The sequence below is a fragment of the Lactiplantibacillus modestisalitolerans genome (genome assembly GCF_005405425.1).
Taxonomy (GTDB): Bacteria; Bacillota; Bacilli; order Lactobacillales; family Lactobacillaceae; genus Lactiplantibacillus; species Lactiplantibacillus modestisalitolerans.
Map to the genome: position 1 here is coordinate 1 of NZ_BJEA01000020.1, position 13,152 is coordinate 13,152.

A 13,152-nucleotide genomic window follows, 5' to 3' on the forward strand; every position below is an offset into this window, starting at 1 on the left:
GGTGCATTGCCTAAACGTTTTCGGATAGAACCTGTTTAGTTGCAGGTTTTTACGCCGAAGCCCGTTACTTTAGTGACAGGAGAGTTCACGCTAGAATAGGAACATATTGCACTATTTAACAAAGTTATGAGGAGAAAATTAATGGCAACCTTTTCCGTTTACATGATTCGTCACGGACAAACTTACTTCAATAAATACCGCCGGATGCAGGGCTGGAGTGATTCACCCCTCACTACCGTCGGGGAAAACGACGCCCGAAACGCGGGCAAAATGCTCAGCGATATCAAATTTGACGCCGCCTACGCAAGCGACATGACCCGGGCGATGCGGACCGCCAAATTATTATTACCCGCCAGCGGTAACGGCGACTTAAGCGTTCAACCGCTCGCAGCTTTCCGGGAGGCCTTCTACGGTTACTTCGAAGGGGACGATACGTCGCAGACCTGGTTCGAAGTCGGGGCCCCGCACCAAGCGCCCAGCCTTTCTGAGATTATTGCCAAGTACGGGATTGAAAAGGCCAAGGACTTCTGTAAGGAAGCCGACCCGTTTCACTCCGCCGAAAACAACGCCGAGTTCTGGGAACGCGTTAACGGGGGGTTAGCAACCTTGCGCGCCAAACAACACGCCGGCGACAAGGTGCTGCTCGTTAGCCACGGCAACACGATTTACAGCATCGCCGCTAAGTTTGCAGACTTAAGCTCGCCCGACCGGCCCCAAAACGGCAGCGTCACTAAGTTCACCATTAGTGATGATACCGTTACATTGGACTACTTTGGGCGTAAAGACCACCTCGACTAAGTTAGGAGAACCGATCAATGGCACAATTTTCAATCTACTTTGTCCGGCACGGGCAAACCTTTTTCAACTTATATAACCGCATGCAGGGCTGGTCGGACTCGCCCCTAACCGCGTACGGCCGCGAAATCGCAACTGGTGTCGGCCAAGCGCTCAAGGGCGACCACTTCGACGCCTACTACGCTAGCGATTCCAAGCGAGCCATCGACACCGCCCACTTGATTCAGGCGGCCCAGGGCGTCGATCAACCGCTAACTAGTCTAATGAACTTCCGGGAAGTCTTCTACGGCTACTTTGAAGGCGAAGACTCCAGCCGAGCCTGGTCACTGGTGGGCCACGAATTTGGCGTTGCCAGTCTCCACGAGCTGCTCGACCACGTTAGTTTACCCGAAACCCGCGACATCATGCGGGCCATCGACCCGTGGCACGAAGCCGAAGACGACCAGCTTTACTGGGAACGGCTTAACCAGGGCTTTAACTACCTAAAAGCCCACCACGACCATCACGAAAAAATCATGGTTGTGAGTCACGGCACGACCATTCGGAGCATCGTCAACCACTTTGCCCCCGAAATCGACATCACGGTCGGGCCCAAAAACGGGAGCGTCACCCGCGTCGAAGTTGATGGTGACCAAATCAAAGTCGTTGATTACGCCCACGAACTCGTGACGACGACGGCTAACCAACACCTTTAAGCTAATCCGTAACATCAAACGCTCCGCCACAAGCTAAGTCCTTGTAGCGGAGCGTTTTTTAGGCTCTATACTAATTGATGTTGAGGTTGCCGCCAGCAACGGGTGTAACCGGGTGGCTGGAACACTGCGGGCATCGATTTGAGCTCACTCAGAAACCCACTGAGCAATCTCAAATCCGAGCCTTATTCTAAGCCGGAAGCACCCCACTTCCAGCTAAGAATAATTTCGCAGTTGAGCCATGGTTACACCCGCTGCTGGCTAGACTGGCTTTTATATTGAGTCTCACGGGTTACTCTAGTAAGTCTTAATTAATGAAGCTAATTCCGCAGAACGGTTACTAAATTTAACATAATCTTGCTTGCTATTTTACTAGTTACGACGAATTGACTGAAAATTCAATTGGTAGCCTTCTTAGCAAATCAACACCAAATATCATAGACCCGTTTTTTATGCATAACGACCCTAAGACGCACTCGTCAGCTTGATCCCGATAATCCCAACGACTAGCATTACGATGAAGACCCAGGTTAGCGGCGCAATCGAATCCTTAAAAAAGATTAACCCCACTAAAATCGCCCCAACCGCCCCAATCCCAGTCCAAATTGGGTACGCGATGCTCAGCGGCAAGTGCTTGGTCGCTAAGGCCAAAAAACCAAAACTAAAAAGCATGCCAACGATGGTCGCCAGCGAATAACCCAAGTGACTAAACCCCGCACTCAACTTCATCATTGTCGCCCAAACAACCTCAAAGATTCCAGCAACGACTAAATAAACCCACGTCATGAAAAAACATCCTTTCAACCGCAACCAAAAAAGCCGGCCAACGTTCACGGCTTCCACGATGACCTAAGGAAGCCGCCCGTTGTCCGGCGACAATTGCGATATTTTTATTTAACTTCTACCCTAACAAATGCCCGCCTCAACGTCAATCTGATTGCCCGAGCAACATCCACTTCGTCAGGGGCGTCAACGGTTGCGGCAACTCGTCCAAGTCGAAGAAGGCCGCGGTACTAGTCTCATCCGTCGCCTGCACCAACTGACCACCGGTTGTATTGCCGCGATAGAGCGTTGTCACGCTATCAATCACGTCCCCGTTCGGATACTGGTAGTGCATTTGCGGGCCACTGAAGACGTCGATCAGTGTTAAATCACCGACGGTCAATCCCGTTTCCTCGCGTAATTCCCGGCGGGCGGTTTGCTGGACCGTTTCCCCCGGTTCGGTGGAACCTGCTGGCAAGCCCCAGCAATGATTATCGGTCCGATAAACCAACACGATTTGACCGACCGAGTTTTGCGCCATCACGGCCGCCCCCGCCACCACTAACGGCTGGTGGCCGACCAATTGGCGTAGTTTTAAGACGTACCCCATCGAATTCCTCCAATGCACTCAAAATTAATAATTCTAATAAACATGGTATACTTAGGCTAACTATACCACATAGGAGGACTTCCATGGCCAAAATTAATGCACAACCCATTCAAGACGTCATCATTGCCGGCATGTCCAAAACTGTCGCCAATTACGACTACGCAATGGCCGAATTAGAAGCGCTCGTCGAAGCGAACCACATGCACGCGGCGCTCCGGATCGATCAGGGACTTGAAAAACCAAACCCCGCCACGTTCTTTGGTAAGGGCAAGGTGACCGAAATCAAGGCCGACGCCGAAGCCAACGACCTGCACATTATGGTAATCAACGCCGACCTGACCCCTAGTCAGGTGCGGAACTTAGAGGAACAAACGGGTCTGGACATCATTGACCGGACCGGTTTAATTTTAGAAATTTTCGGGAACCGCGCCCGGAGTAAAGAAGCTAAACTACAAGTCAAAATTGCTCAATTGCAGTATCAACTACCGCGGCTACGAACTAGCATCTCCAACCGCCTCGACCAACAAGCCGGTGCGGCCGCTGGGGGTGGCGGTGGCTATACCAACCGGGGTTCTGGCGAAACCCAACTCGAACTGAACCGGCGGACGATCCAGGACCGCATTAGTCACGCCAAGCACGAATTGAAAGAACTTAACAAGGACGAACAGGTTCGGCGGGCGCAGCGTGATAAGGCCGGCTTACCGAACGTCGCCCTGGTCGGCTATACCAACTCCGGTAAATCCACGACGATGAACGGCTTGGTTCGGTTGTTTGGTAAGGGTGACGACAAACAGGTTTTCGAAAAGAACATGCTGTTTGCCACTCTCGACACGAGCATCCGGCAGTTAACGTTCCCCGACAACAAACAGTTACTATTAAGTGACACCGTCGGCTTCGTTAGTGACTTGCCACATAACCTGATCAACGCGTTCCGCTCAACGTTATCCGAAGCCGCGAACGCCGACCTCCTGATTCAAGTAATCGACTACGCGGATCCGCATTACAAAGAAATGATGGCCACGACGGAAAAGACCTTGAAGGAAATCGGCGTCCACGACGTACCGATGATCTACGCCTTCAACAAGGCCGACTTAACCGAAGCCAACTACCCGAACCAGCAAGATGATCAGTTGATTTACGCTGCTAGGGACGAAGCGTCATTGCAAGCGTTAACGAAGATGATCAAGGAGCAGGTCTTCCAAGGCTACGTCACCAACACCTTGTTAATTCCGTTCAGCGATGGCGACGTGGTGGCTTACTTAAACGACCACGCCAACATTTTAAAAACGGACTACCTCGCAACGGGAACCCAGCTAACGGTGGAACTCAACGCCGTCGATGCGCAACGGTTTGCGAATTACGTGGTGACGCCCGCGTAGGTTATCTTAAAAACTAACTGCCTCATTCATACGGGTACTACTGCGACTTTATCCCATTTAGGATAAGGTCGCTTTTTGTCCTCAACTGACAATGGTCAAAACGTGCACTACAAGTTAGCCGACCCTTAGCACGGGCTCATTTTTTGACGATGACTTTAAAAATTAGTTACGCTTATCTCGCCACCCTAACAAGTTACCGCCAGCCATTGTATCCTAATAGTAGTCAGCCCATTATCCATTAACTTTAAAAGATTGCGAGGTCTCCTAATATTGCTTACCCACCGCCCAATTACCACTCACCAACCCTACTATTCACAAGTTTGCCAAACGATGCGTGAAGCCTTTCCACCAGCTGAGCTAGCCCCCATGTGGCTGCTCAACTTATTTGCCCACCGAAAAGCGGTTCATTTTAGTGCCTTTTTTGACCACGATCAATTCTGTGGCTTATGTTATTACTTTGAAAGTCAAAACCACGTTTTGATTGCTTTTCTCGCCGTTAACTCACAAGCCAGGGGGCACGGTTACGGGAGTCAGATTTTAGACGCCGTCAAGCACCAGACAATGGGCAAAACCATCGTGCTTAGCGCTGAAGCCCGTGACGCCAGTGCTCCCAACGCACTACAACGGGAAAAGCGATTCCACTTTTACCAACAAAATGGCATTTTTGAAACTGGCCACTCATTTAAAGAGGGCGGCGTCCGCTACGCACTTTTAGCTAGCCGCGCTACTAATGTCAAAACTTATCACGCCCTATTACGACAGCTTTTATTGGGGTTAGGCAGTAAACGAACTGGCACCTCACCAGCAAAGTAACGTTGCCCCCTCATATGTATAACTAAATCAACATTGCTTCTCCCAACTACAAAACGCCCGCTTTCCCAGTTCATAATTGAATTAGGAAAACGGGCGTGCTTTTTCAATTAGCTTAATCAAATTGATGTTTCTTCCGCGTAGCCGCCCGCCATAACGACCCGGCCGTCCAAAGACTAACAATGACGATTAGCCAGCTCAACGCCGTCAGTGATAACGACTTCACGACGGTTGCCGCTAGCACGACGCCGACCATCCCGCCTAAAATAATGCCGAACAGACCGCGATAATCCACCCGGTCGTGGCGAATAAAATTAAAGGCCGAAACCGGCATCAATAACGCGCAGGATAACATCATAATGGGAAAGGCCGCTAACGGTGTTAAGCCCAAGAAGTAGACCATCACCATGCAGGGCGCGTATAAGCCGACCCCCGCGGCCATCAGCAAGCCTAAGATGAAATTACCGACCGTCCCCAATACGAGCGTCCAACCGTGTAAGCCGGTTGCCTGGTTGCTTGCGCCTAATAAACTAATCCATCCCATTAGTTTGGCCGCCATCAGCAACGCCGTCAAGACTAACGCGGTCGCCATAATTAACTGTACGCGTCGTTGATTTAATTTAGTCATGACCTCACTGCCAACTAACGCGCCGAGGGTGGCGGCCAAAACGAGACTAATCAGGGTTGCAGCTTCCACCCGTACGGCGGTCACGAAAAAAAGGGCTTCAACCGCGGTCGGGATGGCGTGCATCGTATTCAGGGTGCCGGGGAGCTGCCGCTCATCCTTCAAGTAATGACTCGCCTGAAAAATGGCGGTCGACGTGACGAAGCTGCCGACACCCAACGTATCTAAAAAGTCAGTTAAAGCGCCAATGCCCAGGCCCGCGCCAAAACTGTGGTCCACGATTGCGACTTGGTGTTGCCGAGCACCAATTAGCAAGCGACCCAAAAGGCCCCCACTGATGATAATCAGTAGGAGTACAATTCCTGTTACCATTCAAATTCCTCACTCTCTTCACATTCCTTTTGCATTATACGCGCCTTTACTGGTCACGCCAAAATAATCTGATTGGCTGCCTTAATATAAATATTTTTATAAAAAGCGAACATTGGTGAACATTCTAACGGTCAGCACCCGTTTTATCGAACTTTCAAAAGATTATATTATGATTAGTTCGGATTTTAATGCAAAAAGTCGCTTTTCAGCCGTTTTTTTGATTGTCAGCACCCCTAATCTCTGGTATGCTAAGTGCAATCATTTAGCATTTGCATTTACCGCCGTGGAACACGAGCCAAAGCGGGTCGTGAATGTCTATTTCGGTCGGGCAGTCGGCCACTTGAAAGTGAGGAACTATTTTTCATGCAAAATGCAAAGCAGGAACCGGCCTTAAACCGCTCGCTCGGGTTTTGGTCGGCGTTATCACTCGTCGTTGGCACGGTCATTGGTTCGGGGATTTTCTTTAAACAATCCTCCGTTCTCGATAGCGCCGGGTCCCCCGGAATGGCACTGTTAGCCTGGTTACTCGGGGGTCTAATCACCCTGACGGCCGGGTTAACCATCGCTGAAGTCGGTGCGCAAATGCCGCATACCGGCGGCCTCTACGTTTATATGGAAGAAATTTACGGTAAACTGTGGGGCTTCTTATCCGGCTGGATGCAAATCGCGGTTTACGGCCCGGCAATCATCGCGTCAATCGCGGCCTACCTTGGCATCCTACTCGTCGGCTTTTTCAATTTAAGTAGCGGCTGGCAGGCACCGTTGGCAATCGGCGTCATCGTTCTAATTGGGATTCTCAACATGTTTGAAAATCGCTGGGGCGCGGCCTTCCAGATTGCGACGACCCTCGGTAAGTTGCTCCCAATTGCCGCCATCATCATCTTTGGCCTGTTTTTTGGGAATCAAAACGCGTTCGGGCAGACGTTGCAAACCGTCAGCCAATCGACCGGTAATTTTGGGGTCGCGGTTCTAGCCACTTTATTCGCCTACGATGGTTGGATTTTAGTTGCGAACCTGGGTGGCGAAATCAAGAACCCGCAAAAGCTCCTACCACAAGCCATTATTCTGGGAATTTCCCTCGTACTGGTCGCGTACACGCTGGTCAGTTACGGTTTTCTGCACTTCATTCCCGCCGAAACGATTCACAAACTCGGCCAACAAACGCCGGTCTACTTTGCCAACGCGGCCTTCGGGACGATTGGTGGCCGATTATTAAACATCGGAATCATTGTTTCGATGGTGGGGTGTTTAAACGGGAAAATCATGACCTTCCCGCGCATCGTTTACGCAATGGCCGACCATAACCAGTTGCCCTTTTCAAAGCAACTGAGCTACTTAAACAAAAAGTCGCACGAACCAGTCGTGGCGACGCTCTCAATTTTAGCCTACGCCAGTTTGATGATTATTTTCTTCAACCCGGACCGGCTATCCGACCTATGTATTTTCACGGTCTACTGCTTCTACGTTGCAACTTTCGTAGGCGTTTTCCTCCTACGTAAACGGCATCAGGGCCGGGTACGGCCGTTCTCGACGCCGGGCTTCCCGGTAACGCCGTTGGTCGCAATTATTGGCGCGCTCTTCGTGATCATTAGCGAAATCGGTATGGATTTGCCAGGTGTGCTCCTCTCCCTCGTGATCGTGGCGGTGGGGATTCCCGTTTATTATTGGAAGCAACGTCAGGCGGCGTAATCACTTAAATTAATGGTTCGATATCAATTGGTGTTAAGCCTGCCGCCAGCAGATTAACACCCTGTATCATAAAACCAATTAAATTTAAAAGATCCGGTCAACGAAGGACAGTTGACCGGATCTTTCTATTTTTACTTCTTCTTATAAGCTAAGTAGTAGAGCGCACCCACCAATCCGGCGCCCCCAAGCACGTTGCCGAGGTAAACTGGAATGATGTTCATGAAAAATTGGCTCCAAGTCACCGCACCTTCAAAAATAGCGGCCGGAATTAAGAAACAGTTGGCAACACTATGTTGAAAACCAATCGCGACGAAGGCCATGATTGGGAACCAGATGCCGAGTATTTTACCGGTGCCATCTTTCGCCGCGGTCGCCAACCAAACGGCGATCCCCACGAGCCAGTTACAGCCAATCCCCGAAACGAGGCTTTGCCAAAACGGCATGGCAACTTTCCCCTGCGCCATGGTAATTAGCGTCGTCCGGAACGCACCGGTGTGGGTCAAGCCCGTGAAATGCCCCAGGAAAAAGGCCACACAAACCGCACCCACGAAATTCATTAAACTAATGACTAGCAGGTTCATTAAGAAATCGCCGACCTTGATTTTATGGTCGTAGGTCGCGAGGCTAACCAACATCATGTTCCCGGTCACCAGTTCGCCACCCATCAGCAGGATAACAATCAAGCCAAGCGGGAAGACGCCGGCCCCGAGGACCGTCCCCAGGCCGCCGTAATCAGCAAGCGCCCCCGCGACGCGGACATCGGCTAGGAACCCGAGCGCAATTAGCGCGCCGCCAAAAAATCCAAGAATCAACTTGGTTAATAATGGCAATTTTACTTTGGCGGCACCCTTTGCAATGCTTTGTGGTAGAACTTCTTGTGGACTAAACATCCCGTCATCTCCTCGTATCTGAATACTACCATTATACAAAGAAATCGCTTGCATTGGGGTATAAATTTGATAATTTTTTCACAATTAATTATTTTGTGCAAGCTTTGTTAGTAGCACGTCCCCATTGAGTTTCGCTAATTACGCGATTTTTAGCCGCTACCTGTCCCTCCAGCATCTCCAACCGAGCCTCCACTAACCCCACTAAATTCGTTAATTGCTTAACAAATTGGCGATAACGCGCTGTCAAGAACGCCGTCACTATTTTTCGTGCTGATCAAAGTGGTTCTATAAACCATAGCGTTCTAGCCACCCGGTGACACCCGCTACTGGCGGCAATCTCAATCCCAATTGGCATAGAAGCCAAAAAAACTGAGCGATGCAAATCCACAGACTTGCACAGCTCAGTTTCTGCTATCGAACCTTGTCACTATAATCCAACCTCACCTTATTATTCTTTTAACCAACACCGGTGCGGTGTGCTCCTAACAGCTTACGGTGAAGTCACCACTTCGCCGTTTTTACTTATTGTGCTTAAGTACGTGTTTGGCGTCTACAAGCATCCAAGATTGCCCGTCCCAATTTCAACTATTTTTTCAAGAAAGCAAGCACGTTCTTCTTATACGGTTTCATTCTTCCCGCTAAGAACGCAATTATAACTGCAACGACCGAAAACAATAGTTCCCAGACTGACCAGTTAAAGACTAGCGTCAAAACTAACATAATTGTGGCTGCAATCAACAAAATACCGTCTCTGGGACCTAAATTCAAATATGGATACATCATTCGATGTCACTTCTTTCAATTATTGGCTATCCATTGAACAGGCTTAGCCAGGACTTGGGGATGGCAAATTTTCAAGCCGCTATCGTTCCCGTCTAATCGGAGTTTTACCCGTATACGGATTCTCTCCAAGCGATAGCGCGTTGACCAAGTATCGTGGTGGGAACGGGCAGTTTCCGTCAAGCCATGGTAACTGCGCGTCGATCGTTGTTGGGGGGCGTCTAAGACCAATTCAAACATCCGTTTAAGCCCTAACAACATTATAACACCGATTTCATTACGAAAAAAGTGCGCTTGCTCGATCAACGGGACTGCTAGCTTGACAGCCAAAAATCCCTCCGTCGCCCCCAGCTGATCTCAGCTGACGATTACAAAGGGATTATCCGGCTCCCGTAATTAAGCTAACTTGCGGTCCAACACCCGTGATAACACGGATAAAGCGTAACAAATGATAAAGTACATCACCGCAATGATGACGAACATCGGAATAATGTAGGCTGAATTTTGCCCGTAAATAATCTGGGCGTGGTTCAACAATTCCGGCAACACGATGATCGTTGCTAGCGACGTATCCTTGATCAACGAAATGAACTGGCTAACGATCGTTGGAATCGTCTTCTTGATTGCCTGGGGAAAGACAACGTGCCACAACGCTTGCACGTAGCTCAACCCGTTGGCACGGGCCCCTTCCATTTGGCCTTCGTCCACGGCCATGATCCCCGAGCGAACGATTTCGGCCAACATTGCCGATTCAAAAATCGTCATGGCGAGAATCGTTGCGAACAGGATACCGGGCTTAAAGCCAAGGTGCGGCAGGCCAAAGTAGGTGAAGAAGATAATTAAAATCAACGGTAAATTCCGAATAATGTCAACGATAAAGCCCACCACTGCGGAGAGGTACTTAATTTTGACGTACCGTAAAACGCCTAGCAACGACCCGATGATAAAACTGGCGATGATTGAAACCACCGAAACTTCCACCGTGATCCACAGCCCTTCGAGCAGGAAGCGAATGTTGACCCATGAATAAGCTTCAATAAAATTTTGCATCAAACGCGACCCCCTTTAATTTGCCAACCGTTTTTCTAAGTGGCGCATATAGTAGCTTAGCGGCAAGGTAATGACCAGGTAGAATAACCCGACGACCATGTAACTATTAATCGTATCGAGCGATAGTGACGCAATCGAATTAGCCTGGTACATTAAGTCAAAGCCCGCCACGAAGGCTAAGACCGACGAATTTTTGACTAAGTTGATAAACTGGTTACCCATCGGGGGAATGATGATTTTAAAGGCTTGCGGTAAAACAATTTTACTCATGGCTTGCCAGTACGTCATCCCGTTAGCGCGGGCCCCCTCCATCTGACCGAGGTCGACCGACTGAATACCAGCCCGAACGGTTTCGGCAATAAACGAAGACGTATACAGCGTTAACCCGATCGTACCAGCGGTAAAGCCGTCAATCTTGGCGATGTAGAGTGGCACGATCACGTAGAAGAACATCGCAATGACTAGTAGCGGAATGTTCCGAAAAATTTCGATGTACACCCGCCCAATCACGCGCATCAACCGATTCGGGAGAACTTCAAAAATGGCGAACATCGTACCAATAATGGTACTAAAGAATAGGGCAATCACGCTGGCTAATAAGGTGTAGCCGAGCCCCTGAACGAGTTCATTCCAGTAGTGCGAAATAATGTATCCCATTAGCGTGCGGCCTCCTTATAATCAAATCCAGCAACGTTGCCGAACCACTTTTTAAGGATGCGGTTATAGGTGCCATCCGCCTGAATTTCTTCAAGCGCCTTATTGACCTCGTCTTTAAGCGGCTGTTGCCCCTTATTAATCGCAATCCCGTAAGGTTCCTTCGTAAATGCACCTCCGACCACGGTGTAACCCGGATTTTGAACAGCCATCCCGTAAAGAATCCCGTTATCGGTCGTTAGCGCCGCGCCTTGACCGGACTTCAACGCGGTCATCGCTTGCGCGTAGTCGGACAATTCTAGCACTTTGGCTTTCGGCGCGAACTTCTTAATATTGGCAACCGAGTTCGCCCCGGTGACACCTAAGACTTTGACGCCGGGCTTATTAAGATCCTTCACCGATTTAACCGGACTGCCCTTTTTAACCAGCAACGACTGGCCGGCATCAAAGTAGGAGTCTGAGAAATCGACCTGCTTGGCCCGTTCCGGCGTGATCGTCATCGTCGCAATGATTGCGTCAATGTTCCCATTTTTTAACAAGGGAATCCGGGTTTGGCTCGTCACTTGGACGAACTTCGCCTGCCCATTTTTACCGAGAATTTTTTTCGTAATTGCCTTGGCAATGTCGACGTCAAACCCTTTCACTTGGTTATCCTTAACGTCCATTAGCCCAAATAATTTTGTTTCGGCTTTAACACCCCAGGTAATCGTGTTGCTCGCCCGGTCATTGGTCAAAACATCCTGTTTTGACAAAGATTCGCGGGAACCGCAAGCCGTTAAACTGAGTGCAAGGCAGCCGAAGCCGACCAATGCGGCCAGCATGCGTGTTAACTTTTTCATTCATGACCCTCCCCGTAAACCTAATGCGTGATGATTTTTCCTAAGAATTGCCGCGCCCGTTCATTATTGGGTTGGCCATCAAAGAAGGTCTCCTTACTGTCATCTTCCAAAATCTGCCCGTCCGCCATAAAGACAACGCGATCGGCCACTTCCCGGGCAAAGCCCATTTCGTGGGTCACCACGAGCATCGTCATACTGGAGTCTTCGGCGACCGTCTTCATCACGTTCAGGACGTCATCGATCATTTCAGGGTCTAACGCCGAGGTGGGTTCGTCAAACAGGAGACACTTAGGTTTCATTGCCAGTGAACGGGCAATCGCAATCCGTTGTGCTTGTCCACCGGAGAGCTGGCGCGGATAGCTAGCAGCTTTTTCAGCTAACCCGACCCGGTCCAGTAGATCCATCGCTAATTTTTTATTTTCAGCTTCGGGCCGCTTCAGGACTAACCGCGGTGCGAGCATAATGTTTTCTAAAACGGTTTTATTCGCATACAGGTTAAAGTGTTGAAAAACCATCCCAACGTTTTTACGAATCTTATTCATATCCGTTTTACGGTCGGCTAAATCAAAGCCATCGACTAGCAATCGTCCGGACTGGACGCGTTCCAACCCGTTAACGGTTCGAATCAGGGTACTCTTTCCTGAACCGGATGGCCCGATCAAAACGACTTTTTCACCGGCGTTGATCGTTAGGTTGACATCGGTCAGGGCGTGGAAATCACCATAATACTTCTCAACATTGTGAAATTCGATCATTGACATTGCAGTCACCTTCGCTTTCTGAGTCAATTTTCTTATATTGACAGCTTAAATTATGGCATTAATAATAAAGGTTAAAATTTTCTAATTCTTCGTTAATGCTATTTAAATAGTTTAATACACAATTAGCGAATTTGTCAAAAACGACTATGTAATCGTTCAATATAACTAAAAAAGTAAGGAATGTAAGGTTTTTTTTCAGTTAAAATAACTGAAATCCGGGTACTTTAATGAACATTTTAAAGTTTTAAGGCGATTTATGTTCGTAATCAATCGTTAAAAAATCGTTATCATTGGACTAGTCTCATTATTTTTTAATAATATTACGAGCTATTTTTAGCCAATTCGGTTTGTTCACTAAACCAGCCTGAAAGCTGGCCGTAAAAAAAGCGTGTGCCAAAAGTCGGTTAGCCGTTAAACAAAACCAATTGACTTTTGACGCACGTT

Annotated in this window: 14 protein-coding genes; 5 read left to right on the top strand and 9 right to left on the bottom strand. The window is 49.0% G+C overall.

The window, feature by feature from the left end; all coding sequences use genetic code 11:
- The first annotated feature begins 141 nt into the window (after window positions 1-141).
- Complete coding sequence (locus FFM79_RS11010; RefSeq protein WP_137643533.1) at window positions 142-798, top strand: histidine phosphatase family protein; 657 nt, start codon at window positions 142-144, stop codon at window positions 796-798.
- A 17-nt stretch (window positions 799-815) separates the two neighbouring features.
- Entirely contained in the window at window positions 816-1,490 is a 675-nt protein-coding gene (locus FFM79_RS11015; protein WP_137643534.1) for a histidine phosphatase family protein, read from the top strand.
- Window positions 1,491-1,952: 462 nt separating this feature from the next.
- On the opposite strand, the gene FFM79_RS11025 is transcribed toward FFM79_RS11015, so the two are convergent.
- Window positions 1,953-2,273 carry a DMT family transporter gene (locus FFM79_RS11025; RefSeq protein WP_137643535.1) on the bottom strand — a complete coding sequence of 107 codons (321 nt, stop codon included), beginning with the start codon at window positions 2,271-2,273 and terminating at the stop codon, window positions 1,953-1,955.
- A gap of 142 nt (window positions 2,274-2,415) precedes the next feature.
- Window positions 2,416-2,859: an NUDIX hydrolase gene (locus FFM79_RS11030; RefSeq protein ID WP_137643536.1), complete on the bottom strand. Its 444-nt coding sequence runs from the start codon at window positions 2,857-2,859 to the stop codon at window positions 2,416-2,418.
- 83 nt (window positions 2,860-2,942) lie between these two features.
- On the opposite strand from FFM79_RS11030, the gene hflX reads away from it, so the two are divergent.
- Window positions 2,943-4,238 carry a GTPase HflX gene (hflX, locus tag FFM79_RS11035; protein ID WP_137643537.1) on the top strand — a complete coding sequence of 432 codons (1,296 nt, stop codon included), beginning with the start codon at window positions 2,943-2,945 and terminating at the stop codon, window positions 4,236-4,238.
- Window positions 4,239-4,508: 270 nt separating this feature from the next.
- On the top strand, window positions 4,509-5,051 hold the full coding sequence (locus FFM79_RS11040; protein ID WP_137643538.1) for a GNAT family N-acetyltransferase: 543 nt from the start codon (window positions 4,509-4,511) through the stop codon (window positions 5,049-5,051).
- 112 nt (window positions 5,052-5,163) lie between these two features.
- On the opposite strand, the gene FFM79_RS11045 is transcribed toward FFM79_RS11040, so the two are convergent.
- Window positions 5,164-6,045 (bottom strand): sulfite exporter TauE/SafE family protein, encoded by an 882-nt coding sequence (locus tag FFM79_RS11045; protein ID WP_137643539.1) that lies wholly within the window; start codon window positions 6,043-6,045, stop codon window positions 5,164-5,166.
- Window positions 6,046-6,408: 363 nt separating this feature from the next.
- Between FFM79_RS11045 and FFM79_RS11050 the strand changes: the two genes are divergently transcribed.
- Complete coding sequence (locus FFM79_RS11050; protein ID WP_137643540.1) at window positions 6,409-7,734, top strand: APC family permease; 1,326 nt, start codon at window positions 6,409-6,411, stop codon at window positions 7,732-7,734.
- 131 nt (window positions 7,735-7,865) lie between these two features.
- On the opposite strand, the gene FFM79_RS11055 is transcribed toward FFM79_RS11050, so the two are convergent.
- From FFM79_RS11055 to FFM79_RS11080, 6 genes are all read right to left on the bottom strand, one after another.
- On the bottom strand, window positions 7,866-8,624 hold the full coding sequence (locus FFM79_RS11055) for a formate/nitrite transporter family protein (RefSeq protein WP_137643541.1): 759 nt from the start codon (window positions 8,622-8,624) through the stop codon (window positions 7,866-7,868).
- 585 nt (window positions 8,625-9,209) lie between these two features.
- Window positions 9,210-9,407 (bottom strand): hypothetical protein, encoded by a 198-nt coding sequence (locus FFM79_RS12770; protein ID WP_137643542.1) that lies wholly within the window; start codon window positions 9,405-9,407, stop codon window positions 9,210-9,212.
- Window positions 9,408-9,800: 393 nt separating this feature from the next.
- Window positions 9,801-10,454 (bottom strand): amino acid ABC transporter permease, encoded by a 654-nt coding sequence (locus FFM79_RS11065; RefSeq protein WP_137643543.1) that lies wholly within the window; start codon window positions 10,452-10,454, stop codon window positions 9,801-9,803.
- A 15-nt stretch (window positions 10,455-10,469) separates the two neighbouring features.
- Entirely contained in the window at window positions 10,470-11,111 is a 642-nt protein-coding gene (locus FFM79_RS11070) for an amino acid ABC transporter permease (protein WP_137643544.1), read from the bottom strand.
- Window positions 11,111-11,947: a transporter substrate-binding domain-containing protein gene (locus FFM79_RS11075; RefSeq protein ID WP_137643545.1), complete on the bottom strand. Its 837-nt coding sequence runs from the start codon at window positions 11,945-11,947 to the stop codon at window positions 11,111-11,113. Before FFM79_RS11075 ends, FFM79_RS11070 begins: the two co-directional genes overlap by 1 nt.
- Before the next feature lie 20 nt (window positions 11,948-11,967).
- Window positions 11,968-12,708: an amino acid ABC transporter ATP-binding protein gene (locus FFM79_RS11080; protein WP_137643546.1), complete on the bottom strand. Its 741-nt coding sequence runs from the start codon at window positions 12,706-12,708 to the stop codon at window positions 11,968-11,970.
- Window positions 12,709-13,152: the final 444 nt, after the last annotated feature.

Excerpts from the sequence above, each read along its gene's own strand:
- FFM79_RS11010 (WP_137643533.1), top strand. The coding sequence starts at position 142 with ATGGCAACCTTTTCCGTTTACATGATTCGTCACGGACAAACTTACTTC.
- FFM79_RS11015 (WP_137643534.1), top strand. The coding sequence starts at position 816 with ATGGCACAATTTTCAATCTACTTTGTCCGGCACGGGCAAACCTTTTTC.
- FFM79_RS11025 (WP_137643535.1), bottom strand. The coding sequence starts at position 2,273 with ATGACGTGGGTTTATTTAGTCGTTGCTGGAATCTTTGAGGTTGTTTGG.
- FFM79_RS11030 (WP_137643536.1), bottom strand. The coding sequence starts at position 2,859 with ATGGGGTACGTCTTAAAACTACGCCAATTGGTCGGCCACCAGCCGTTA.
- hflX (WP_137643537.1), top strand. The coding sequence starts at position 2,943 with ATGGCCAAAATTAATGCACAACCCATTCAAGACGTCATCATTGCCGGC.
- FFM79_RS11045 (WP_137643539.1), bottom strand. The coding sequence starts at position 6,045 with ATGGTAACAGGAATTGTACTCCTACTGATTATCATCAGTGGGGGCCTT.
- FFM79_RS11050 (WP_137643540.1), top strand. The coding sequence starts at position 6,409 with ATGCAAAATGCAAAGCAGGAACCGGCCTTAAACCGCTCGCTCGGGTTT.
- FFM79_RS11055 (WP_137643541.1), bottom strand. The coding sequence starts at position 8,624 with ATGTTTAGTCCACAAGAAGTTCTACCACAAAGCATTGCAAAGGGTGCC.
- FFM79_RS12770 (WP_137643542.1), bottom strand. The coding sequence starts at position 9,407 with ATGATGTATCCATATTTGAATTTAGGTCCCAGAGACGGTATTTTGTTG.
- FFM79_RS11065 (WP_137643543.1), bottom strand. The coding sequence starts at position 10,454 with ATGCAAAATTTTATTGAAGCTTATTCATGGGTCAACATTCGCTTCCTG.
- FFM79_RS11070 (WP_137643544.1), bottom strand. The coding sequence starts at position 11,111 with ATGGGATACATTATTTCGCACTACTGGAATGAACTCGTTCAGGGGCTC.
- FFM79_RS11075 (WP_137643545.1), bottom strand. The coding sequence starts at position 11,947 with ATGAAAAAGTTAACACGCATGCTGGCCGCATTGGTCGGCTTCGGCTGC.
- FFM79_RS11080 (WP_137643546.1), bottom strand. The coding sequence starts at position 12,708 with ATGTCAATGATCGAATTTCACAATGTTGAGAAGTATTATGGTGATTTC.